This window comes from Comamonas endophytica (assembly GCF_023634805.2).
Classification (GTDB): domain Bacteria; phylum Pseudomonadota; class Gammaproteobacteria; order Burkholderiales; family Burkholderiaceae_C; genus Comamonas; species Comamonas endophytica.
Window position 1 is genome coordinate 365,246 of record NZ_CP106882.1, and the last position, 22,485, is coordinate 387,730.

Annotated in this window: 20 protein-coding genes; 13 read left to right on the forward strand and 7 right to left on the reverse strand. The window is 67.1% G+C overall.

Annotated elements, in window-relative coordinates; translation table 11 throughout:
• The first annotated feature begins 12 nt into the window (after positions 1–12).
• From M9799_RS18645 to M9799_RS18670, 6 genes are all read left to right on the forward strand, one after another.
• Positions 13–1,158: an acyl-CoA dehydrogenase family protein gene (locus tag M9799_RS18645; protein WP_231043741.1), complete on the forward strand. Its 1,146-nt coding sequence runs from the start codon at positions 13–15 to the stop codon at positions 1,156–1,158.
• On the forward strand, positions 1,158–2,018 hold the full coding sequence (locus tag M9799_RS18650; RefSeq protein ID WP_231043740.1) for an alpha/beta fold hydrolase: 861 nt from the start codon (positions 1,158–1,160) through the stop codon (positions 2,016–2,018). The genes M9799_RS18645 and M9799_RS18650 overlap by 1 nt, the downstream gene beginning before the upstream one ends.
• A 28-nt stretch (positions 2,019–2,046) precedes the next feature.
• A complete protein-coding gene (locus M9799_RS18655) occupies positions 2,047–2,727 on the forward strand; it encodes an isochorismatase family protein (RefSeq protein WP_231043739.1) in 681 nt (226 codons plus the stop codon).
• Positions 2,724–3,638, forward strand: a complete 915-nt coding sequence (locus tag M9799_RS18660) for a polysaccharide deacetylase family protein (RefSeq protein ID WP_231043738.1) — start codon at positions 2,724–2,726, stop codon at positions 3,636–3,638. The genes M9799_RS18655 and M9799_RS18660 overlap by 4 nt, the downstream gene beginning before the upstream one ends.
• Positions 3,635–4,585 (forward strand): polysaccharide deacetylase family protein, encoded by a 951-nt coding sequence (locus M9799_RS18665; RefSeq protein WP_231043737.1) that lies wholly within the window; start codon positions 3,635–3,637, stop codon positions 4,583–4,585. Before M9799_RS18660 ends, M9799_RS18665 begins: the two co-directional genes overlap by 4 nt.
• A gap of 302 nt (positions 4,586–4,887) precedes the next feature.
• On the forward strand, positions 4,888–5,790 hold the full coding sequence (locus M9799_RS18670) for a trypsin-like peptidase domain-containing protein (RefSeq protein ID WP_231043736.1): 903 nt from the start codon (positions 4,888–4,890) through the stop codon (positions 5,788–5,790).
• Here the strand turns inward: M9799_RS18670 and M9799_RS18675 are convergent.
• Both M9799_RS18675 and M9799_RS18680 read right to left on the reverse strand, forming a co-directional pair.
• Positions 5,787–6,587, reverse strand: coding sequence for a hypothetical protein (locus tag M9799_RS18675; RefSeq protein WP_231043735.1), 801 nt, complete (start codon positions 6,585–6,587; stop codon positions 5,787–5,789). The two genes, M9799_RS18670 and M9799_RS18675, sit on opposite strands and share 4 nt — an antisense overlap.
• A gap of 9 nt (positions 6,588–6,596) precedes the next feature.
• Entirely contained in the window at positions 6,597–6,782 is a 186-nt protein-coding gene (locus M9799_RS18680; protein ID WP_231043734.1) for a hypothetical protein, read from the reverse strand.
• Between the two features lie 511 nt (positions 6,783–7,293).
• On the opposite strand from M9799_RS18680, the gene M9799_RS18685 reads away from it, so the two are divergent.
• From M9799_RS18685 to M9799_RS18705, 5 genes are all read left to right on the forward strand, one after another.
• Entirely contained in the window at positions 7,294–8,511 is a 1,218-nt protein-coding gene (locus tag M9799_RS18685; RefSeq protein ID WP_231043733.1) for a M20 family metallopeptidase, read from the forward strand.
• A gap of 38 nt (positions 8,512–8,549) precedes the next feature.
• On the forward strand, positions 8,550–9,557 hold the full coding sequence (locus M9799_RS18690; RefSeq protein WP_231043732.1) for a tripartite tricarboxylate transporter substrate binding protein BugE: 1,008 nt from the start codon (positions 8,550–8,552) through the stop codon (positions 9,555–9,557).
• Positions 9,558–9,666: 109 nt separating this feature from the next.
• A complete protein-coding gene (locus M9799_RS18695; protein WP_231043731.1) occupies positions 9,667–10,023 on the forward strand; it encodes a DUF2946 family protein in 357 nt (118 codons plus the stop codon).
• A gap of 321 nt (positions 10,024–10,344) precedes the next feature.
• Positions 10,345–12,294: a TonB-dependent receptor gene (locus tag M9799_RS18700; RefSeq protein WP_231043935.1), complete on the forward strand. Its 1,950-nt coding sequence runs from the start codon at positions 10,345–10,347 to the stop codon at positions 12,292–12,294.
• Positions 12,295–12,305: 11 nt separating this feature from the next.
• Positions 12,306–13,793, forward strand: a complete 1,488-nt coding sequence (locus M9799_RS18705) for a PepSY domain-containing protein (RefSeq protein ID WP_231043730.1) — start codon at positions 12,306–12,308, stop codon at positions 13,791–13,793.
• A 9-nt stretch (positions 13,794–13,802) separates the two neighbouring features.
• Here the strand turns inward: M9799_RS18705 and M9799_RS18710 are convergent, their stop codons facing one another.
• From M9799_RS18710 to M9799_RS18730, 5 genes are all read right to left on the reverse strand, one after another.
• A complete protein-coding gene (locus M9799_RS18710; protein WP_231043729.1) occupies positions 13,803–14,804 on the reverse strand; it encodes a Bug family tripartite tricarboxylate transporter substrate binding protein in 1,002 nt (333 codons plus the stop codon).
• Positions 14,805–14,837: 33 nt separating this feature from the next.
• Positions 14,838–16,052: an acyl-CoA dehydrogenase family protein gene (locus M9799_RS18715; RefSeq protein WP_231043728.1), complete on the reverse strand. Its 1,215-nt coding sequence runs from the start codon at positions 16,050–16,052 to the stop codon at positions 14,838–14,840.
• A gap of 16 nt (positions 16,053–16,068) precedes the next feature.
• Positions 16,069–17,634, reverse strand: coding sequence for an AMP-binding protein (locus tag M9799_RS18720; protein ID WP_231043727.1), 1,566 nt, complete (start codon positions 17,632–17,634; stop codon positions 16,069–16,071).
• Between the two features lie 127 nt (positions 17,635–17,761).
• Positions 17,762–18,724: a LysR family transcriptional regulator gene (locus M9799_RS18725; protein WP_231043726.1), complete on the reverse strand. Its 963-nt coding sequence runs from the start codon at positions 18,722–18,724 to the stop codon at positions 17,762–17,764.
• Positions 18,725–18,836: 112 nt separating this feature from the next.
• The gene (locus tag M9799_RS18730) at positions 18,837–20,168 is read right to left on the reverse strand and encodes an MmgE/PrpD family protein (RefSeq protein WP_231043725.1); all 1,332 of its coding nucleotides are present in this window, start codon (positions 20,166–20,168) and stop codon (positions 18,837–18,839) included.
• A 155-nt stretch (positions 20,169–20,323) separates the two neighbouring features.
• On the opposite strand from M9799_RS18730, the gene M9799_RS18735 reads away from it, so the two are divergent.
• Together M9799_RS18735 and M9799_RS18740 are read left to right on the forward strand one after the other, a co-directional pair.
• The gene (locus tag M9799_RS18735; RefSeq protein ID WP_231043724.1) at positions 20,324–21,478 is read left to right on the forward strand and encodes an acyl-CoA dehydrogenase family protein; all 1,155 of its coding nucleotides are present in this window, start codon (positions 20,324–20,326) and stop codon (positions 21,476–21,478) included.
• Positions 21,479–21,512: 34 nt separating this feature from the next.
• The gene (locus M9799_RS18740) at positions 21,513–22,484 is read left to right on the forward strand and encodes a Bug family tripartite tricarboxylate transporter substrate binding protein (RefSeq protein ID WP_231043723.1); all 972 of its coding nucleotides are present in this window, start codon (positions 21,513–21,515) and stop codon (positions 22,482–22,484) included.
• Position 22,485: the final 1 nt, after the last annotated feature.

Here is a 22,485-nt window from a genome sequence, read left to right on the forward strand (position 1 = left end):
GGTGCAACCGCCATGATCGATTTCGAGATCCCCGAAGACGACCGCGCGCTGCTCGACTCCATCGACCGCATGATGGCGCGCGAGTTCCCGCCCGAGGCGCTGCGCAAGGCCGACGAAGCGCACGATACGCCCTGGCATCTGCTGCCGAAGATGGGCGAGCTGGGCCTGTTCGCGCTGCCCTTTCCCGAGGAGGTGGGCGGCCTGGGCAAGGACTGGCGCAGCGCGGCGCTGGTCAACGAGCGCCTGGCCTATCACGCGGGCATTGCCGCGACGCTGTTCGGCACCACGGTGGGCTTTGGCGGCATGTCGCTGCTCAAGTACGGCTCCGAGGCGCAAAAGCGCGAGCTGCTGCCGCGCGTGATGGAGGGCCGCGCGCGCTTCGCGCTGGCGCTGACCGAGTCGCAGGCCGGCACCGATGCCGGCGCGATCATCACGTCGGCGCGGCGCACCGCCAGCGGCTGGGTCATCAACGGCCGCAAGACCTGGATCAGCAACGCCGATGCCGCCGACTATCTGGTGGTCGCCTGCCGCACCGAACCCGGCAGCCAGGGCTCGAAGGGCGTGACCATGCTGCTGGTGCCGCGCCAGACGCCCGGCATCGGCATGACGCCGCTGGCCAAGGTCGGCCACCACTGCATGCCTTCCTGGGACATCGGCTTCGACGAGGTCGAGGTCGGCGAGGAGGCACTGATGGGCGAGGTGGGCCAGGGCTTCAAGCACACCATGTCCACGCTGCACTACAGCCGCGCGGGCCAGGCGGCGAATGCCGTCGGGCAGGCGCAGAAGGCCGTGGACATCGCGGTGGCCTATGCGAAGGAACGGCGCCAGTTCGGCCAGGCCATCGGGTCATTCCAGGCCATCCAGCACAAGCTGGCCGACATGCAGGTGCGCGTCAACCAGGCGCGGCTCGCGCTCTACCATCTGGCCTGGCTGATCGCCACCGGCCGCCCCTGCCGGCTCGAGGCGGCGCAGGCCAAGCTGGTCGCTACGGAAGCCTTCCAGTTCGTCACGCGCAATGGCCTGCAGATCATGGCCAGCGCCGGCTATTCGATGGAAAGCGACATGCAGCGCATGTGGCGCGATGCCGGGCTCTACACCTTCGGCGAGGGCAGCAGCGAGCTGCAGCGCAACCTGATCGCACGGGAGCTGGGGCTGTGATGAACGACCAGGCCCCAGTCCGTATCCGCCGTGGTTTCGTCGATGTCGACGAAGGCCAGATCCACTATCGCGAGGCGGGACAGCGCACGCCGGGCGTTCCCACGCTGGTGCTGATCCATGCCTCGCCGGGCTCGGCGCTGACGCTGGAGCCGCTGCTGCGCGCCTTTGGCCGGTTCCGCCACGTGATTGCCACCGACACGCTGGGCAATGGCGACTCGAGCCCCCTATTGGGGGAAACAGTGAAGGTAGCCCAGTTGGCCGATGCCCATCTGCGCGCGCTCGATGCGCTGGGCATCGGGCGCTTCGATCTCTATGGCACGCATACCGGCGCCAGCATTGCCAGCGAGATCGCCATCGCGCAGCCGCAGCGCGTGCGCGCGCTGGTGCTCGACGGCATCGGCCTCTATGCCGAAGACGAGCAGGCCGAGCTGCTGGCGCACTACGTGCCGCGCGTGGAGATCGACCAGAACGGCAGCCAGATCCACCTGCTGTGGACCTTCGTGCGCGATGCCTACCTGTTCTGGCCCTGGTACCGCAAGGACGCGGCGCACCGCCGCCCGACCGGGCTGCCCGGGGCCGACGCGCTGCACGACAAGTTCGTCGAGGTGCTCAAAGCGGCGCGCAGCTTCCACCTGCCCTACCGCGCGGCCCTGGGCCACGACAAGCGCGCGCGGCTGCCGCTGCTGGCGGTGCCCACGCTGCTGACCTGCGCCGGCGACGACATGCTGCACCAGTACCTCGAGGCACTGGGCCGGCTGGTGCCGCAGGCGCGCTGCGTGACCCATGGCGGCACGGCGTCCACCGAGGCGCTGGCCCAGACCGTCGATCTCTTCCAGCGCCATTTCGCGGCGCAGGACTGACCCTCCCATTCCATTGAAAGCCCCCCGCATGCAAAGCTCCGACAAGACCGCACGCCAGCTGTTCGAAGAATTCAAGGCCAACCCCACGCGCAAACGCTTCGGCTTCGGCAGCCGCCCGGCGCTGATCAATGTCGATCCGCAGAAGGCCTACACCGCCGTGGGCGAGTTCGCCACCGCCTACGAGACCGATCCGCGCCAGATGGAATACACCAACCAGCTCGCGGCGGCGTTCCGCGCCAAGGGCTGGCCCGTGGTGTGGACCTATGTGGCCTATATGGAGTCCGGCGAGGACTGCGGCATCTGGGGCACGCGCAGCGACACACCCGACTCGCTGCAGAACATCAAGGTCGGCAGCCGCCGCAGCGAATTTGACGACCGCCTGGTCATCGACCGCGAGCGCGACATCATCGTCAACAAACGCATGGCCTCTGCCTTCTTCGAGACCAATCTGGGCTCGATCTTCAGCTTCCACGGCATCGACACGGTGGTGGTGACCGGCGGCTCGACCTCGGGCTGCGTGCGCGCCACGGTGGTGGACAGCCTGCAGCGCAGTTTCCGCACCGTCGTCCCCGAGGAATGCGTGGCCGACAAGCACGAGAGCCCGCATTTCGCCAACCTCTACGACATGGCGGTGAAATACGCCGATGTGCTGCCCGTGGCCGAGGTGCTGGAGCAGCTTTCTCGGGTGCCAGCCAAGGTCAAGCCATGAAGCGCGATCCCGGTTTCTACGACTACCTGCCCTACCAGGGCCGCCCGCAGATCCGCTGGCCTGGCGGCGCGCGCGTCGCCTTCTGGGTCGCGCCCAATGTCGAGTTCTACGAGCTGAACCCGCCGCGCAACCCGGCGCGTGCCGCCTGGGCGCGCCCCGCGCCCGACGTGCAGAACTACTCCTACCGCGACTACGGCAACCGCGTGGGCTTCTGGCGCATGCTGGAGACGATGAAGCGCTGCAACGTGCGCGGCAGCGTGTCGCTCAACGTGGCGATGTGCGAGCACCACCCGGAGGTGATCCAGGCCTGCGCCGACAACGGCTGGGAGTTCTACTCCCACGGCACCTACAACACGCGCTACCTGATGGGCATGGACGAGGCGCAGGAGCGCGCCGTCATCCAGGACTCGATCGACACCATCCGCAAGCACACCGGGCAGAAGCTCGACGGCTGGCTCGCGCCCGCGCTGACCTATACCGATCGCACCATGGACCTGGTGGCGGAAATGGGACTGACCTATGTGTGCGACCTGTTCCACGACGACCAGCCGGTGCCGGTGAAGACGCGCTCGGGGCGCCTGACCAGCATTCCCTATTCGCTGGAGATGAACGACACCATCGTCTACAACGTCAACCAGGTCTCGCCGCGGCGCTACGGCGACATCATCAAGCGCCAGTTCGACCAGCTCTACCGCGAGGGCGAGCATTCCGGCACGGTGATGTGCATTCCGCTGCACCCTTATCTCATCGGCCAGCCCTACCGCCTGGCGGCCTTTGAGGAGGCGCTGCAGTACATCACCGGCCACGACAAGGTCTGGCTGGCCACCGGCCGCGAGATCGCGCAGTACTACAACGAACACTACTACGACGCCTTTGCCCAGGCGGCGCACCCCGTCGGAGAGGCCCCATGAGCACGCTGCCCGAAGATTACCTGGACTACCCGCTGCGCCGCTACGGCATGGACCATGCGCGCTACGACTGGTCGATGCTGCCCCAGCGCCCGCCCGTGGCCTGGCCCGATGAGGCGCGCATCGCGCTGTGGATCGTGCCCGCGCTCGAATGGTTTCCGCTCGACATGCAGGGCAAGCCCTTCAAGCCGCCGGGCGCGATGCAGACCGCCTACCCGGATTTGCGCCACTACACGCTGCGCGACTACGGCAACCGCGTGGGCATCTTCCGCATCATGCAGGCGCTCGAACGCCACGGCCTGCGCGCCAGCGTGGCGATGAACGCGGCCGTGGCCGTGCGTTATCCGGCGCTGGTGCAAAGCGTCGTGCAGCGCGGCTGGGAGGTGATTGCCAACGGCCTGGACATGGACCATCTGCACCATGGCGGCATGGCCGAGGAGGACGAGCGCGCGCTGATCGCGCAGACGCTCGGGATCCTGCGCCAGGCCAGCGGCCAGCCGGTGACGGGCTGGCTGTCGCCCGCCAAGTCGCAGTCCTGGAACACCCCGGACCTGCTGCGCGAGGCCGGCATCGAGTACGCCTGCGACTGGGTCAACGACGACATGCCCTACGCGATGCGCACGCGCGCCGGCACGCTGCATGCGATGCCGCACCCGATCGACATCGACGACGCGACCATCCTGGTGCAGAACCACCACACGGAGGACGACTTCCGCGACCAGCTGATCGACCAGTTCGACCTGCTGTACCGCGAAGCGCGGCCCGGCGACGGCCGCGTCATGGCGATTTCGCTGCACCCCTGGGTGAGCGGCCAGCCCTACCGCATCCGCGCGCTGGAGGAGGCGCTGGCGCATATCGTGCGGCATCGCGGGGTGTGGTCGGCGACCGGGGGGGAGATCCTTGAAGCCTGGAAAGCCACGCAGGTCGATGGAAGGAGCGTTGCACTCTGACGCTTGCGCACGATATGGCGGTTAACTATCCTTTAGGTCATTTCAACCTCTGACCGCGCGCGGCATTCAGCAACTCATGGGAGCAGCAGGGCAAAATTCGGCCCCAAAATGGCCGTCCGCACACATTTAGGAAAATATACTGTGGGACGGCCCGCTGAAGCTTTCGACACATCGTCGGCCTGTGCGTAGAGACGGCTCGACAATCAAAGCGCGTGGTAAGTCGAGCGGCGAACCACCGTGTATCTGCGATCATTGCTTTGACAACGTCCAGCTTGTGCTAATTCAATCTCGAAGTTCACAACATGAGTATTGCCGTGGAAACCACACTTACCTGTTCAACGGTGCGCATCGAGACGCCTGAGACCGGGGCGACAGGTACGGGCTTTTTCTATCGTATCCACTTCGGTAACAACATCGCAAAGCAATATATTGCTACCAACCGACATGTAGTAAAGGGGGCCACTTTTATTGATTATGTTTTGACAACAGCATCTGACGTCAGTCAGACAAGCGACAGCGGCGCTTTCGTTGACGAGACGCACCATCTGCTGCGGACAAGCTTAGGGAAATATGTAGATTTCAGCGTCCCGATTTCTATGGACATCCTCATTCCGCATCCAGATCCAGATCCAGACGTGGACTTAGTGTTGATTGACGTTACTATTCCTATTGGGATCTATCTCGCAAGCCGCAAACTGCGTATTGCCTCGTTGGATCGTTCGTGGCTGCCCAAGAAGGGGGACAGGGCACTGAGGAGCATTGAGCCACTCAAGATCATTGGCTACCCCATAGGGATGTGGGACGAGCACAACAATATGCCCATCGCTCGGTCGGGCAGCACTGCTACGCACCCATTGGCCAGCTTCAATGGAGATCGTAACTTCCTGGTGGACGGCGCTGTTTTTGCAGGTTCTTCTGGGTCACCTGTGTTCGGCTACGAGAGTCCGATGTACCTCATCCCAAACGGCGGATTCACGCCAGGGACCAAGGCCGTTCTTTTAGGGATCCTTTGGGGAGTGATGGAGGCGGACACTCTTGGCGAGATGGTCATCGATCAGATTCCTGCCGCCAAGCGCAGGTCGCCACAGCTAAAAACCTCCTTGCATCTTGGCGTAGCTCTACATGCCGACCGCTTGCTCGAGATCGAAGAGTTCATAAGCCCGGGCGTGACCTCGGAATCGGGTACGAATACGAACAGAGCTTAGATCGCAGATTCGACTGGAATCGGCAGCGGAATTCCCGCTTCAGCAGGCGTCAGTTTGATGTACTGGATGTTCAGCGTAAGCACCTGGTCATACTGGATGACGAATGAGTCGCCTTCGACTGGATAGAAGCGAGATTCATCATCGTTGGCTCCTTGACCTCCGGCATCGGCACTTCCCTTGTCCCTGGACAGGGGACGTCTCATCGTCTGTCCAAGAATGAGACGGTCCAAGCTGCCATCGGACTTGAAATAGAAAGAGTCGAGCACCCCTTTGAAGAGGATAGCCTCCCCGGCGATAGAAACCACTGCCGAGGCCACGATCATATCTGGCTGCTCGTCATCCTTGAAGTCAGCTCCAGTTAGAAGGTAATACCACGGGGCATCGTTGAAACGAAAAAGGAAACTGAACAGGCTTTCCTGACGGTCTGCTCGGAAGCGAGTGATCAGATATCGGATTACAGACGGAATAGCGAACGAGGCGACGTAGAGGCTTGCAAAATAAAGCGCGACTTGATGAATCTGCCTGCTGATCGTCTTGAGCGCCTCGCCGTGAAGAGTCAAATTGGAGGATAGAAGCTCCAGTAGCACTCCCAGGTCGACAGTTTTTCCCGCAAGGCGGCAAACCACAACAATCCAAAACAGATGCAGCAGTGCAGCCCAAATAATCGCTTCCGTAGCTACGCGACCAAAAGGGGAATAATCCAGAGATATGCTCTCGACGCGCTTGAGCCGGCTTCGAAAGATGAAGCCTGGCAATAAACATGCAAAGACGACGAGCGCCGGAAGCGCAATGTTCATCTAAAGCGCTCAGGCCGCCTTCGGCACAATAGTCGCCACATAGCGCTTGACCGTCGAAGATTTGGCCTCTCTGACCGTCACTACACTGCGCGATGCCTTGGCTGAAGTAGCCTCTACCGTGACTCGCCGAAGCTGTTCTCTGCTCTCGGGGTTAGCCAGAAGGCTTTTAGCGAGTGGGCTTTTCAGTGCTTTCATCAGGACCTCCGAACTTATTTTGACGGCGGCTGGCGGGCATGTTCGAAATGGCATGCGCCCATAGCTAACAAAGGGATGCTTTGGATCCAGCCCTCCGCTGGCTTTGCACATTGCTGCTGTTGTCAAGGTATCCCACCATCCGCGTTCACATCCTAGCAGCGCACATAGCTATGCTGCAAAAGCAGCATATCCATTCCCACTTCGAGCGGAGCGCCTCTGCGCTCCACCGCCCTGCGCTCCCATTTCTTCTTAGCGCCGCGGATGACTTCATACCCCAACTAGGCTGACGCAGCTTCGCCGAACAAGACGAAAGATGAGTGACCACGAACGCAGGCAAAGTAGCGTTTCATATCAGAGTCTCAAGGCGCCGCCCAGAGCAGCCCGAAGCACAGCGCGGCGCGGCGCACAGGCACCGCCTTAGCGCCTAAATCCCTTCGCCTTGAAAGCCGAGCAATGTGAGTGGCTGACGCTAAGCGGAAATAATAGCGCCCTTCCGTCAGATCCACTCCCTATGAGCTCCCTGCAATCCCCCGGTCCTTCGTCTTCGGAAACAGGACTGCTCTCCCCGGCTTCCACTTCTCCCGAGACCGCCCAGGCCGTCCTCGACTGGCTGGCCACGCAGCAGCAGGCCATGACCGATCTGCTGGCGCAGATCGTCAATATCGACAGCGGCAGCGGCCATGAAGCCGGCGTGCGCGAAGTGGCGGCCGTGCTGCGCGGGCGGCTCGAGTCCGCCGGCATCGCGGTGCAGACGCTGCCCGAGCCCGGCTGGGGCGAGTGCCTGCTGGCGCGCGTGCCCGGCAGCGATGCGGCCGCCGACGGCCACCTGCAGCTGATGGGCCATATGGACACCGTGTTCCCGCTGGGCACCGTGGCCGAGCGCCCCTGGCGCGTGCAGGAGGGCAAGGCCTATGGACCGGGCGTGGCCGACATGAAGTCGGGCCTGGTGATGAACGTGTTCGTGGCCGAGGCGCTGGCGCGCTTTGGCGGCAACGCCCGCCCGGTGCACCTGCTGTTCACCTGCGATGAAGAGGTGGGCTCGCCCGCCTGCCGCCATGTGATCCGCAAGCATGTGCAGGGCGCGAGCGCCGTGCTCAACGCCGAGCCCGGCCGCATCAGCGGCAACGTGGTCAACGAGCGCAAGGGCTCGTACCGCATCGATTTCGAGGTGCAGGGCGTGGCCGCGCACGCGGGCATCAATCCGGCGCAGGGCGCGAGCGCGATCGACGCGCTGGCGCGCAAGATCCTGGCGCTGCATGCGCTCACGGGCTGCGAGCCCGGCATCACCGTCAACGTCGGTTTCATCCAGGGCGGCATGGCCTCCAATGTGGTCGCGCCGCTGGCCAGCGCGCATGTGGACCTGCGCTACTCGGCCGACAACGACGTGCAGGCCGTGCTGGCGCGCATCCAGGCGATCATCGAGGAGGAGTCGCTGCCGCGCACCAGCGGGCGCATCCTCGAGTCGCGCGGCGCGCTGCCGATGGCGCGCACGCCCGCGCATATCCTGGAGCTCTACCAGCGCAGTGCCGCGCAGGTCGGCTTTGCCGTCGAGGCCGAGGCCACGGGCGGCGCGGCCGACAGCGGCATCACCTCCGACATGGGCATCCCCAGCCTGTGCGCCCTCGGGCCCGTGGGCGGCTACCCGCACAGCGAGCGCGAGTTCTGCGACCTGAGCAGCTTCGTGCCGCGCGCCCAGGCGCTGGCGCTGACCCTCATGAACCTGCGCTGAGGCGCGGTCCGATTTCCATTTCAATCCTGTCTATTCCTATGTCCAACTTCTCCCCCATTTCCTCAGCACTGTCGCGCCGCCAGATCCTGGCCACCGGGCTGGGCCTGGCCGGCGCCGCCGCGCTGCCCGCCCTTGCCGCCGACAAGTATCCGACCCGTCCGATCACGCTGGTCGTGCCCTTCCCGCCCGGCGGCTCGGTCGACGTCATGGCGCGCCAGTACACCGAGGCGCTGGGCCGCACGCTGGGCGTGCCGGTGGTCGTGGACAACCGTCCCGGCGCCGGCGGCTCGGTGGGCGCCGGCATCGTCGCGCGCGCCAAGCCCGATGGCTACACGCTCGTGGCCTCGTCGCAAAGCAGCCACCTGGCCAACCCGCTGGTGCAGTCGAACCTGGGCTACGACCCGATCAAGGACTTCGAGAACATCGCCCTGCTGGGCCGCCAGCCCAACGCGCTGGTCGTGCACCCCAGCGTGCCGGTCAAGACCTTCGCCGAGTTCGTGACCTACCTCAAGGAGCGTCCGGGCCAGATCAACTTCGCCTCGGCCGGCGCGGGCAGCATGGGCCAGCTCAATGCCGAAGCCCTGCTGCTGGCGACCAACACCAAGGCGGTGCACGTGCCCTACCGCGGCGGCTCGCCCTACATCACCGCCATCCTGGCGGGCGAAGTGCAGTTCGCGCTCGACAACCTGGTCGTGTTCCTGCAGCACATCATGGCCGGCAAGATGCGCGCGCTGGCCGTGGCCTCGTCCACGCGCCTGCCGCAGCTGCCCGACGTGCCGACCTTTGCCGAACTGGGCTTCCCGGCGCTGAACCAGACCTCCTGGACCGGCATCGCCGCGCCCGCGGGCACGCCGGCCGCCATCGTCAACACGCTGCACCAGGCCATCCGCAAGGCGGCCACCGACCCGGCGATGATCGAGAACCTGAAGACGCGCGGCGTGATTCCTCCCGAAGAGATGACGCCCGCAGCCCTGGAGAAGATGATGTCCGAGCGTCTGGTCTCCTACGGCGAAGTCGTGCGCAAGGCTGGCATCAAGCCGGAATGAGACCGGCAGCCCAGGGCTGTTGTAGGCATACTTCCCGTGCAATGCGGGAAGATGCGGATTTCCTGATCGGGGTTGCCAGGCATCAAGCCCATCCCCTCATAATGGACAAATGCATGCACTGCGCAACTCCCGGCTCCTCGCCAGCCTGGCTCTGGCCTGGCTGGTGCTGACGCTGGGAGTTGCCACCGCATCGCCGCTGGTGCAGCCCCGGCTGCTGGAGATGGTCTGCACGTCCATGGGCGGCATGCAGATGGTCGCGCTCGACAGTGACAGCCCGCTGGCGCAGAGCCCGCATGCGCTGGACTGCCCGCTGTGCCTGCTGGCCGCAATACCGCCACCCTCCCTTGCATTGCATCTGCCGCAGCCCCAGCCCCTCGCGCGGGCGCTGCAGCCGGTGGTTGCAGCGCGCATTGCGGCGCTGGTGGGCGCGCCGCTGCCTGCACGCGGGCCGCCCGCGCTGGTGTGAGTCCTGTGCGCGCATCCGGCTGGTACTGCCGGACGTGCGCTGTCGCTTCCGGACTGGCCTTTCGGTCCGGGCCGCTTCACTCTCATTCGCCCTTCCATGTATCGCTTCATTCCCGTCGCGTCGCCGCGCTGCGCCGCCCGCTTTTCCACGTCCTTTTCCATTTCCCGCCGGGCCTTGGCCCGCAGTCCCTTGCTTGCCGCGTTGGCCCTGGCGGCTGCGCCCGGCTGGGCCCAGACCGACCCCGCGCTCGAGACCGTCACCGTGCGCTCGGCCGGCGATGGTCCGCTCGCGCGCAGCGCGGGCACCGGCAGCCGCCTTGACATGAGCCTGCGCGATACGCCGGCCAGCGTGGAAGTGACCACTCGCGCCCAGCTGGAGCAGCGCGGCGACCGTTCGCTGGTCGATGCCATCACGCGCTCCGCCGGCATCACCCAGCTGGGCCATCCGGGCAACAGCGGCAGCTCGCTGTCGGTGCGCGGCTTCACCGACACCACCTCGGTGATGCGGCTGTATGACGGCACGCGCCAGTATGGCGGCGTGGGCGTGAGCTTTCCGTTCGATACCTGGCACGTCGAGCGCATCGAGGTGCTGCGCGGGCCGGCCTCGGTGGTCCACGGCGACGGCGCCATTGGCGGCGTGGTCAATATCATCCCGAAGAAGCCGACACGCGGGCCGGTGCAGAGCGAAGTGCAGGCCACCGTGGGCACGCTGGGGCAGCGCGCGCTGGCCTTCGGCAGCGGCGGCGCCTTGAGCGAGCAGTGGTCGTACCGGCTCGATGTCAGCGGCAACCGGTCTGAGGGCTGGGTGGACCGCGGCGACTCGAGCAACCGCACCTTCTCCGGCGCGCTGCGCTGGGACGTGGCGCCGGACCTGAGCCTGCAGCTGATGCATTCGCAGGGCCGCCAGTCGCCGATGCGCTACTTCGGCACGCCGCTGATCGACGGGGTGCAGGACCCGGCGCTGCGCAAGCGCAATTACAACGTGCGGGACAGCGACATCCGCTATCGCGACCGCTGGACCGAACTGAGCGCGCAGTGGGCGCCCGGCAACGATGTCATCGTGCGCAGCAAGCTCTACCACATCGGCAGCGACCGCTACTGGCGCAACGCCGAAGCCTATGCCTACAACGCCGCCACCGGCCTGATCGACCGCTCGGACAACACCGAGATCGGCCACGACCAGACACAGACCGGCAACACCACGGATGTGAGCGTCAGCGGCACGCTCTTCGGGCGCGCGAACCAGCTGTCGCTGGGTTTCGACATCAACCGCGCCCAATTCCGCCACACCAACAACACCTACGTCGGCAGCTCGGGCGCGGTTGATCGCTACCGTCCGGAGCCGGGCCACTACGCCAGCGCCATGCCCTTCATCCCGCGCTACCGCAACGAGGTGCGGCAGCATGCGCTGTTTGCCGAGGACCGGCTGGAGCTGACGGACCGCTGGTCGGTGGTCGGCGGCCTGCGCTACGACCATGCCGACCTGTCGCGCCAGGACCTGGTGGCCGGCGCCCAGGCCTTCGACCGCAGCTATTCCCATACCGGCTGGCGCCTGGGCACCGTGTATCAGCTGCGGCCGGAGCTTTCCCTGTATGCGCAGGTCGCGCAGGCCGCGGACCCGGTCGGCGGCCTGCTGATGCTGTCGCCCGCCAACGCCGCCTTCGATTCCTCCCGCGGCCGGCAGCTGGAAGTCGGCCTCAAGCAGTCCTTCTGGCAAGGCCGCGGCGACTGGACGCTGGCCGCCTACTCCATCACCAAGAACAACCTGCTGACGCGCGACCCCGCCAACCCGGCGCTGCGCGTGCAGGTCGGCGAGCGCTCGTCCAAGGGCGTCGAGGGCACGCTGTCGCTGCAGGCCACGCGCACGCTGCAGATCGACGCCAACGTGGCGCTGCTGCGCGCGCGCTATGACGACTTCGGCGAGACCGTGGGCGGCGTGGTGGTCTCGCGCAATGGCAAGGTGCCCACCGACGTGCCGCAGCACGTGGCCAATGTCTGGGCCGGCTGGAAGCTGCAGCCGGACTGGACGCTGTCGGGCGGGCTGCGCCACGTGGGCAAGCGCTTTGCGGACAACGCCAACACCCTGAAGCTGCCGGCCTACACCACGGCCGATCTGGCGCTGCAATGGCAGGCGAGCCCCGACACCACGCTGACGCTGCGTGGCTTCAATGTCTTCGACAAGCGCTATTACGCCACGGCCTACTACACCACCAGCCAGTGGCTGGTCGGCGAAGGCCGGCGCTATGCGCTGACGCTCAACCACCGCTTCTGACAGGTGGTGCAGTGAAACGGCTGGTGTATCTGGTCCACCGCTGGACCGGGGTGGCGGTCTGCGTACTCATCGCGCTGTGGCTGTTCAGCGGCATCGTCATGCTGTTCGTCGGCTACCCGCGGCTGCTGCCCGCGGAGCGGCTGGGCGCGATGCCGCAGCTGTCGTCCGCGTCGTGCTGCGTCCCGGTGGAGGCGGCGCTGCGCCACAGCCCGGCGCCGCAGGCCGTGCAGCAGCTCACGCTGACGCACATTGCCGGGCGCCCTGGCTACCGCATCAAGGAAGGCGACGGTGCGCTGCGGGTGGTGGATGCCGTGACGGGCGCGCCGGCGCCGCCCGTGGACGAAGCGCTGGCGCTGCGCAGCGCCCAGGCTTTTGTGCCAGGCTTTCCCGGCGCAGTGGTCGGCCGCACCCATGACGACCGCTGGACCCATTCCGGCCTGCTCGATGCGCACCGGCCGCTGATCCAGGTGCAGATGCAGGACCCGGCGCGCACGCTGCTGTATGTGTCTTCCACGACCGGCGAGGTGGTGATGGATGCACCGCGCCGGCAGCGCTACTGGAACTTCGTCGGCGCCTGGCTGCACTGGGTCTATATGTTCCGCGAGGGCTCGAAGGACCCGTCATGGAGCTGGCTGGTCATTGGCCTGTCGGCCGTCGGCACACTGTCGGCGCTGGCCGGCGCTCTGGCCGGCATCTGGCGCTGGCGCTTCAGGGGCAGCTACAGGAACGGCTCCAGAACGCCCTACCGCGAGTTCCATATGCGCTGGCACCACCTGGCCGGAATGGTGTTCGGCCCGGTGCTGCTGCTGTGGATCTTCAGCGGGCTCATGTCGATGAATCCGCTGGGGATGTTCAATCCCTCGGCCCGGCCCGACGCGAAGGCCATGCAGCAGAGGATGCCCGGGCAATTGCAGCCGCGGATCGAAACGCGCGCGGCGCTGGCGCTGCTGGAGGGGGCGGGCTTTGGCGCGCGCGAGCTCGAATGGAAGCTGCTGGGCGGCCAGCCCTATCTGCTGGCGCGCGACGCCCAAGGCGCCTCGCGGCTGGTGCGCGAAGAGGGTGGCGCCTGGCAGGTGCACGAAAGCTTCACCGCGCAGCAGCTCGAGCAGCCGGCGCGCGCGCTGTTCGATGCCGGCGTTGTCCGCAGCGACTGGCTTCGGAAGCACGATGCCTATTACCTGCGCCGCGGCGAGGCCTCGATGTATGCGGGCGCCGCACGCGAACTGCCGGTGCTGCGTTTGCAGTTCGACGATCCGGGGCGCACCCTGGCCTATCTCAGCCCGCACTCGGGCGAGCTGGTGCTGAGCGTGGACCGTGCGCAGCGGCTGGGCCGCTGGCTGTTCAATTTCCTGCACAGCTGGGACCTGCCCTGGATGCTGCGGCCCGCGGCGGCGCGTGATGCGGCGCTGATAGCGCTGAGCCTGGGCTCGCTGGCGCTGGCGCTGACCGGGGTGGTGCTGGGGTACCGGCGGCTGCGTCTGGCCACCGGGCGCGGCTGACACCGCGCCTCACATCGGCTCGAGTCGGACCTTTTTCATCATCGCCGCGGTCAGCCCCATTTCCTTGGTGAAGGCCTGCCGGTAGCTTTCGGCATCCTGGGGCGCAACATTGCCGCCCTGCTCTTCCAGCGCCGCGATCACGGCCGGCTGCCTGAGCGCCTTGCCGAACGCGGCACGCATGCGCGTCACGATCGGCTCGGGCGTGCCCACGGGCACCGACACGCCGCCCCAGGACATCAGCTCCACGCCGTCCACGCCCAACTCGGCCAGTGTCGGCACCTGCGGCAGCTTGGGGTTGCGCCGCGGGCCGGCCACGGCCAGCGCGCGCAGCTTGCCGGCCTGGATATTGGCATAGGCGACGGAGAAGATCGGCGCGCCGAAGGCCACCTGGCGGCCCATGACGGCGTTGACGATCTCCGAGGCGCCCTTGTAGGGCACATGCGTGGCCTGCACGTTCACCGTACTCAGCAGCAGCTCCACCCCCAGGTGCGAGGGCGTGCCCACGCCGCCCGAAGCATAGTCGAGCTTGCCCGGCGCCTGGCGCGCGCGCGCCACCAGGTCGTCAAGCGTGCGGATGTCGGAGGCGGCATTGACGATCAGCACGATGTCCGAGCTGGTCAGGCCCATCACATGCTCGAAGTCCTTGAGCGCGTCGTAGCCCGGTGCCTTGTACATGTGCATGCTGGCGGCCATCGGCGCGCTGGAATAGATCCAGGTGTAGCCGTCGGGCGCGGCCTTGGCGGCGATGCGCGCGCCCAGGTTGCCGCCCACGCCGCCGCGGTTCTCGATGATCACCGGCTGGCCCAGCTCGCGCCCCACTGCTTCGTGAATGACGCGCGCCGTGGTGTCGGGCGCGGTGCCGGCCAGGAAGGGCACGATCCATTTGATGGGCCGCGACGGCCAGGGCTGCGCCGCCTGCGCGCCGTGCAGGCCCGGCAGCGCGGGCAGCAGGCCGGCGGCCAGGGTGCGCGAAAGGAATTGCCGCCGATGCAGCGGGGTGTGGATGCTCATCTGCTTGTCTCCTGTCTTTTTATGGAAGTGATGTCAGCCGCGCGGTGCCAGCAGTTCCTGCGCAATGGTGTTGCGCTGGATCTCGCTGGTACCGGTGAGCACGCGGTACATGCGCAGCATGCGGAACAGAAATTCCACGCGCCGGCCCTGCACGATGCCCTCGCCGCCATGGATCTGCACCGCCCGGTCGGCAATGCGGAACGCCGTCTCGGAACAGAACAGCTTGGCCATTGCCGCTTCGGCGCGCGCCTGGCTGCCGGCATCGATATGCCGCGCCGTATTGAGCATCAGCGCGCGCGCCGCGCTCAGCTCGGTCGCCATGTCGGCCAGCATATGCTGGATCGCCTGGAATTCGCCAATGGCGCGGCCGAACTGGCGGCGCCCGCGCGCATAGTCGCGCGCATCGCGCAGCGCCAGCTGGGCCAGGCCGAGCATCGCCGGGCAGTGCAGCAGGCGGTTGACGGTGATGCGCCCGAGCGCCAGCGCCAGCCCGCGGCCCGGCGCGCCGATCATGTTGGCCGCCGGCACGCGGCAGGATTCCAGCACGATGTCCCCGGTATGCGACTGCCCGGCCATGGTCTTGTAGCCGCACTCCACGCGCACCCCCGGGGCCTTGAGGTCCACGAAGAAGGCCGTGACCTCGCGCTGCGCCGGGTCGCTGGCCGTGGAGGCCATCAGCACCGCATAGTCGGCAAAGGGCGAACCCGAGATGAAGCGCTTGCGTCCGTGGAGCACGAAGTCGTCGCCGTCGCGTACGGCGCGGGTCTGCACTGCGCCCGCGTCCGATCCTGCTTCAGCCTCGGTCAGCGCGAAGCAGATGGCTTTCTCGGCCTGCGCCACGGGGGCGATGAACTGCTGCAACTGGTAGGGCGTGGCATGGCGTGCCAGCGCCCCCACGCGCGGCGGGCCGCTGAGCTCGCCAAACACGTGCGGCGCAAAGGGCGAGCCGCTGGCGTAGATCGCCTCCTTGATCAGCACATGGTCGAGCAGCGAAAGCTCCAGCCCGCCCATCGCGGCCGGCAGGGTGATGCCGTAGAAGCCCAGCTCGTGCGAGCGCTGCCACACCTGCTGCAACAGCGCGCGCTCGGCGCCATGCTCGTGGTCGATGCCATGCGTGCGCGCCAGCGCGGCCAGCTCGCCGCCGAGGAAATCCTGGATGCGCGCGATAAGTTCGCGCGCGCGCTCCGAGCCCTCGAAAGGCAGGTCGAACAGCGGCTCGGGAATGGCGGAGATGGATTCGTTTTTCATGCGGTCGTCCTCCCCTTCAGTTGACCATGCGGCTGTGGCCGCTCCAGTAGCGCGACTGGATCGCCCGGCGCATCACCTTGCCGTTCGGGTTCTTGGGCAGCGCGGCGACGAACTCGATATGCCGAGGGCGCTTGAAGCCGCCCAGCAGCGGCGCGCAAAAGCGCTCGATGGCCGCGGCATCGACGCTGCGCCCGGCCTTGAGCACCACATGCGCGGCCACGGCCTCGCCCCATTTCTCGTCGGGAATGGCAAACACGCAGGCATCGGCAATGGCTTCGTGCTGGTAGAGCACCGCTTCCACCTCCGAGGGATAGACATTGAAGCCGCCGCTGATCACCATGTCTTTCTTGCGGTCGACGATATAGACATAGCCCTCGTCGTCGGCGCGCGCCAGGTCGCCGGTGTGGTAGCGGCCGTTCTTCAGCACCTCGGCCGTGAGCTCGGGCGCGCGCCAGTAGCCGGCGAAGACATCGGGACCGCCGACCACGATCTCGCCGATCTCGCCCGGCGCCACGGGCAGGCCGGCATCGTCCACGATCTCCACCTGCGATTCCAGGAAGGGCCGGCCGCACGAGGCGAGGCGCTCGGGCAGGGCGGCGCGCGCGAACAGATGGTCCTCCACGGACAGCCCGCAGACGCCCGAGGTGGTCTCGCCCGCGCCATAGCCCTGCGACAGCACCGGCCCGAAGACATCCATCGCGCGCAGGATGCGGGCTGGCGCCATCGGCGCGGCGCCATACCCCAGGCGCTGCAGATCCGGCAGGGGGCGGTACTTGCCGTCGAGCTCTGCCAGCAGCATGTTGATCATGGTCGGCACCAGGAAGGTATGCGTCACGCGCTCGGCGCGCATCTCGGCCAGAAAGCGTCCCGGCTCGAAACCCGAGAACAGGCGGATGGTCGCGCCGCTGCACAGCGCCGGCACCAGCTGCATGCCCGAGGCATGGGTGATCGGCCCCACCAGGCCCAGCAGCTGGCCGCTGCGCACGCTGTCCGGGCGCATCAGGAACTTGCGCAGCTGGGCCAGGCGGTTGCCGAAGGTCTGCATCGCCGCCTTGAGCACTCCCGACGAACCCGAGGTGTAGTGCAGCACCGCGACCTCATCGGCCGTGACGCGCTCGGCCGTGAAGGCATCGCTGGCTTGCGCCAATACGGCTTCATAGGAGGAATCGGCCGGCCCGTCGAGCAGCAGCAGGCGCGGCATCGCGCCCTGGATATGCGGGCGGAAGGACTCGGCGCGCTCGGCCGTGGTGACGATCACCGCCGCCCCGCTGTTGGCGGCGATGTCGCCGACTTCGGTGGGCGACAGCCGCGCGTTGAACGGCGCCTTGATGAATGCGCCCTTGTAGCAGGCCAGCTCGAGCTCGACGATCTCGGTGCAGTTGGGCAGGTAGATGCCCACGCGGTCGCCGCGCGCCAGGCCCATGCCGCGCAGGGCATTGGCCAGGCGGTTGGAGCGCCGCTCGAGCTCGGCGTAGGTCAGGCTGCGCGTGGCGCTGATGAGGGCGGTCTGCCGGGCGTAGCTGCGCGCGGCGCGCGAGACGAGTTCGCCGACATTGGCGATGCAGGGGGCGGGCTGTGGCATATGTCTCCTTTTTGGGCGCCCGGTCCGTGCCGGGCGTGGAGCCAATGTCCCAGAAGTCGGCGCCCTGGAGGAAATACCGTTTGCTGATGCCGCGCCATCAAAAAATCTGATGGACTGCCCGGTCTTTTCAGGACAGCAGCTCGGCCTGCCAGATGCCGGCCCGCACCAGCCGCGCGGTCTCCTGGGCCAGCGCATCGGCCACCACCTGGGTCGCGGCATCATTCAGGCGTTCCGCCGAGGTCGCCAGCGTATAGGCGCGCTGCAGCGCGGGCCGGGCCACGCGCGCGACGATCCAGTCCTTGCGGCCCTGGTGCGTGCTTTCGGCCAGCGAGCAGGCGGGCGTGAAGGTGAAGCCCGCGCCGCACTGGTAGAGCGAGCGGATCACGCGCGCCGAGTCGTGCTCGTGCACCACGTTCAGGCCCACGCCCTGGCGGCTCGCCGTCTCCTCCACCGCCTGGCGGATGGAAAAACGCCGCGACTGCAGCACCAGCGGCAGCTGCGCTGCCCGGACAAAGTCGATTTCCGGGTAGCCGCCCGCGGCCAGCCGGCGCAGCAGCGGCGCCACCGTGCCGTCGACGTCATGCCCGCAGATGAAGATCGATTCGCGCGCCAATGGCCGGCAGCGCAGGTTCTCCAGCTGCGGCGTATCGACCAGGATGCCGATGTCGGCACGGCGCTCGAGCATCGCCTTGCGCACCATCAGGCTCAGGTCGTCCAGCACGAACACGCGGATGCGCGGATGGCTGCGCCTGAGGCCGGCCAGCACCGGCCCGAGCAGCAGCGAGGCCAGCAGGAAGGGCGCGGCCACCGTCACCGAGCCTTCGGGCCCCTGTGGCAGGCGCTGGATGCGCTCGCGCAGCGCATCCGCGTCCGACAGCAGCCGCCGCGCATCCTCGTAGAGCTGCATGCCCGCAGGCGTAGGCGTCACGCCTGCATGCGAGCGCTCGAGCAGCTGGGCGCCGAGCTCCGCCTCGAGCTTCTTGATCTGCGCGGTGAGCGCGGGCTGCGCCACATACAGCGAGCCCGCGGCGCGCGACAGGCTGCCGGCCTCGAGCACGGCAATGAAATAACGGAGGGTGCGCAGGTCCATGGCGCTACTCTAGCGCGCGCCGGTCATTGCCCGATCGGGTGCCTGGCCGCTTTTAGCCGCTAAAAATCCTTGCCGGCTGGCCCGCATGCGGCCAGCCACGCACACAGGCGGCCTAGAGAAACGTCAGATCCGGCGCAGTCTCCAGCGCCCACAGCTGGCGCGAAACACTTTGCACGCCATCGGCGCCCAGCACCGGCGTGGCGAATTCCACCAGCTTGGATTGCAGGTCCTCGTCCGTCAGCGGCAGGTCCGGGTCGCCCTTGCGCGTGGGCTGCAGGAAGCCGTGCCGCGTGCCATCCTTGAGCGTGATGTCCACCCGGGCCGCGCGCTGCCCCGGGAATTGCTGGTCCAGTTCGGGATGGACCTCGAGCACCACGCGCTGCATCAATGCGCGCAGCGCCGGGTCGGCCAGGCGCTCGGCATCGAAAGCCGCCAGGCGCACGCTGCCGTGGAGCAGCGCCGTAGCCACCACATAGGGAATGCTGAAGCGCGCCTCCGCTGCCGTGGCGGGCTGCGGGTTGCCGGCCACGGCCAGCGCCGGCGCATAGGTGGCGACCTTGATTTCGGCGATGTCCGCGGCGTTGAAGCCATGCGCCTGCTGCAGCGCCAGCGCACCGTCGATGGGCGCGAAGGTATGGCCGCAGCAGCTGTGGTTCTTGAAGGTCATCGCGCAGATGTTGAAGACCTGGCCCAGGTCGGCAAGCACCGGCTGCCAGTCGGGCGCGTCGCTCATGGCCACGCCCATGCCCATGCGGCCCTCGAAGACATCCAGCGAACCGGTCACGCCCTGCTGCGCCATCGCAGCGGCGGCCACGCCGGCTTCGGCGGCGCGGCCCGAATGCAGCGGCTTGGACATCGAATCCATCTGGAAGGCCTGCTGCAGGCCGGCGGCAAAGGTGGCTGCGGTGCACAGCGCATGCGTGGACTGCGCTGGATCCAGGCGCAGCAGATACGCCGCCGCCGCCGCCGCGCCGAACGTGCCCGCGGTGCCGGTGTTGTGCCAGTAGCGGTAATGCGCGCGCCCCAGGATCTGGCCGATGCGCGTCGACACCTCGTAGCCGACGATGACGGCGCGCAGGAACTCCTCGCCGCCGGCCTGCACCTGCTGGGCCACGGCCAGCGCCGCGGAGATGGTGGGTGCGCCCGGGTGGTAGATCGCGTGCTTGAAGATGTCATCGACCTCGGCCGCGTGCGAAGCCGTGCCGTGGATCAGCGCGGCCGCCTTCACGGTGGCCTTGCGGCCCAGCGCCAGGCGGGCCAGGCCGCGGTCCAGGTCCTCGGCCATGGCCCGCTCCAGCAGGGGCGTGGGGTTCATCGCATACCCGGCAATCAGCGCCGCATACCAGTCGACGACGGCGCGCTTGGCATGGTGGATGACCTGCGCCGCAACCGGCCGGGAGTGGAAGCTGGCGCCGAAGTGGCCAAGGGTTTCGCTGACATGCATGGGATGGCTGGCAGGTGGTGTTGAAGGCTTCGAGCATATGCCGCAGCCGCCGCTCAAGACATATCTTTTTCTCATGTCTGCTCATCCAATTGGAACAACTGGCGCGCCCCCGCGCAGCGATGATCCAGGCATTCCCACCACTTCTTCGCATGGCCATGAATTTCGAACTCTCCGAGGAACACCAGGCGTTTGCCGACAGCGTCGCGCGCTTCGCCCAGGACAAGCTCGCGCCCGGCGCGCTGGAGCGCGCCCACGCCGCAGAATATCCCTGGGAAACCGCCCAACTGCTGGCCCAGCAGGGCCTGCTGGGAATTGCCTTTGCCGAGGAGGACGGCGGCCAGGGCGGCACGCTGATGCACGCCGTGCTGGCCATCGAGCAGATCGCCCTGGCCTGCCCCAAGAGCGCGGACATCGTGCAGGCCGGCAACTTCGGCCCGATCCGCACCTTCGTCGAATACGCCACGCCCGAGCAGAAGCAGCGCTTTCTGCCCGACCTGCTGTCTGGAAAAAAAGTCATTTCTCTAGGCATGAGCGAGCCCGATGCTGGGTCGGCCGCCACCGAGCTCAAGACCAGCGCCCGCGAGGACGGTGACGGCTGGGTGATCAACGGCAGCAAGGTGTTCTCCACCAACAGCCCCGATGCCGAGCTGTTCCTGATCTACGTGCGCTTCGGCCCGGGCGTAGGCGGCATCGGCTCGGTGCTGGTGGAGCGCGGCACCCCCGGCTTCGTCGTCGGCACGCCCTCGGCCTTCATGAACGGCGAGAGCTGGTCGCAGCTCTACTTCGAGGACTGCCGCATCCCCAAGGCCAACCTGCTGCTGGGCCCGGGCGGCTTCAAGAAGCAGATCTCCGGCTTCAACGTCGAGCGCCTGGGCAACTCGGCGCGCGCGCTGGCCCTGGGCCGCTACGCCTTCAACCAGGCGCGCGAGCATGCGCTGACGCGCCGGCAGTTCGGCCGCGAACTGTGCGAGTTCCAGGGCCTGCAGTGGAAATTCGCCGACATGTGGATGAAGCTCGAGCAGGCGCAGCTGCTGCTCTACAAGGCGGCCCTCGAAGGCGAGCACGGGCTGCCCAGCGCGCAGAGCACCGCCATGGCCAAGCTGGCCTGCAATCTGGCGGGCTGGGAAGCCTCGAACGAGGCCATGCAGGTCATGGGCGGCATGGGCTTCAGCCAGGAGGCGCTGGTCGAGTACTGCGTGCGCCGCACGCGCGGCTGGATGATCGCCGGCGGCTCCATCGAGATGCTGAAGAACCGCATTGCCGAAGGCGTGTTCGGCAGAACCTTTTCGCAGCGTCCGGCCAAGGCCTGACGCGCATTTCAAAGCCAAAAAGAAGGAGACAGGAATGCAGGCACGTACATGGATCAAGACCGCCGCGGCCATCGCCGCCGTGGCGCTTTGCGGCTCCGCCGCCGCCTCGGACAACTACCCCTCCAAGCCCGTGAGGATCATCGTCGGCTTCCAGGCCGGAGGGCCGACGGACGTGGTCGCCCGCCTGGTGGCCAAGGCGCTGCAGGACGAGCTCAAGAGTGCCTTCGTGGTGGAGAACAAGGTCGGCGCCACGAGCAACATCGCCTCGGAGATGGTGGCTGCCGCCAAGCCCGATGGCTACACGCTGCTGCTGGCGGCGGCGCCGCTGACCATGAACAAGTTCGTGTTCCCCAAACAGAAGTTCGATCCGCTGGCCAGCTTCGAGCCGGTCTCCAAGGTGTCCTCCGCCCCGGGGGTGCTGGCGGCCAGCCCCAAGCTGAATGTCAGGAGCTACAAGGAGTTCGAGGAGCTGGTGAAGAAGAAGCCCGGCGAGCTGAGCTATGGCACGACGGGCGCCGGCGGCACGCAGCATATGGCGACGCTGCGCCTGGAGCAGCTGACCGGCATGCGCATGCTGCATGTGCCCTATTCCGGCAGCTCGGGCGTGCTCAACGACCTGATTGCGGGCGTGGTGGATGTGGCCTTCATGACATCGACCGGTGCCATGCCCAACCTCGAGGCCGGCCGGGTGCGGCCGCTGGCCGTGGCGGGACCGGTGCGCCTGCCGGGGCTGCCCTCCGTGCCTACCTTTGCCGAGATCGGCATGCCCGGCATGGTGTCCGATTCCTGGAACGGCCTGCTGGCACCCGCCGGCACGCCCAAGCCCATCGTCGACAGACTGGCGGCCGTGGTCGTGAAGGCGGTGAAGTCCAAGGAGTTCCAGGACACCCTGATTCCGCAGGGCGCCGTGCTCATCGGCAACTCGCCCGCCGAATTCAAGGCCGAGCTGCAGACGGAAGTGGTGCACTGGGCCGAACAGTTCAAGAAAATCAGGATCGAAAAGTAAT

Coding starts and splice junctions, on each gene's coding strand:
- M9799_RS18740 (WP_231043723.1), top strand. CDS start 21,513: ATGCAGGCACGTACATGGATCAAGACCGCCGCGGCCATCGCCGCCGTG.
- M9799_RS18675 (WP_231043735.1), bottom strand. CDS start 6,587: ATGAACATTGCGCTTCCGGCGCTCGTCGTCTTTGCATGTTTATTGCCA.
- M9799_RS18725 (WP_231043726.1), bottom strand. CDS start 18,724: ATGGACCTGCGCACCCTCCGTTATTTCATTGCCGTGCTCGAGGCCGGC.
- M9799_RS18710 (WP_231043729.1), bottom strand. CDS start 14,804: ATGAGCATCCACACCCCGCTGCATCGGCGGCAATTCCTTTCGCGCACC.
- M9799_RS18715 (WP_231043728.1), bottom strand. CDS start 16,052: ATGAAAAACGAATCCATCTCCGCCATTCCCGAGCCGCTGTTCGACCTG.
- M9799_RS18665 (WP_231043737.1), top strand. CDS start 3,635: ATGAGCACGCTGCCCGAAGATTACCTGGACTACCCGCTGCGCCGCTAC.
- M9799_RS18650 (WP_231043740.1), top strand. CDS start 1,158: ATGAACGACCAGGCCCCAGTCCGTATCCGCCGTGGTTTCGTCGATGTC.
- M9799_RS18730 (WP_231043725.1), bottom strand. CDS start 20,168: ATGCATGTCAGCGAAACCCTTGGCCACTTCGGCGCCAGCTTCCACTCC.
- M9799_RS18670 (WP_231043736.1), top strand. CDS start 4,888: ATGAGTATTGCCGTGGAAACCACACTTACCTGTTCAACGGTGCGCATC.
- M9799_RS18720 (WP_231043727.1), bottom strand. CDS start 17,634: ATGCCACAGCCCGCCCCCTGCATCGCCAATGTCGGCGAACTCGTCTCG.
- M9799_RS18680 (WP_231043734.1), bottom strand. CDS start 6,782: ATGAAAGCACTGAAAAGCCCACTCGCTAAAAGCCTTCTGGCTAACCCC.
- M9799_RS18700 (WP_231043935.1), top strand. CDS start 10,345: ATGAGCCTGCGCGATACGCCGGCCAGCGTGGAAGTGACCACTCGCGCC.
- M9799_RS18735 (WP_231043724.1), top strand. CDS start 20,324: ATGAATTTCGAACTCTCCGAGGAACACCAGGCGTTTGCCGACAGCGTC.
- M9799_RS18660 (WP_231043738.1), top strand. CDS start 2,724: ATGAAGCGCGATCCCGGTTTCTACGACTACCTGCCCTACCAGGGCCGC.
- M9799_RS18695 (WP_231043731.1), top strand. CDS start 9,667: ATGCATGCACTGCGCAACTCCCGGCTCCTCGCCAGCCTGGCTCTGGCC.
- M9799_RS18645 (WP_231043741.1), top strand. CDS start 13: ATGATCGATTTCGAGATCCCCGAAGACGACCGCGCGCTGCTCGACTCC.
- M9799_RS18685 (WP_231043733.1), top strand. CDS start 7,294: ATGAGCTCCCTGCAATCCCCCGGTCCTTCGTCTTCGGAAACAGGACTG.
- M9799_RS18655 (WP_231043739.1), top strand. CDS start 2,047: ATGCAAAGCTCCGACAAGACCGCACGCCAGCTGTTCGAAGAATTCAAG.
- M9799_RS18690 (WP_231043732.1), top strand. CDS start 8,550: ATGTCCAACTTCTCCCCCATTTCCTCAGCACTGTCGCGCCGCCAGATC.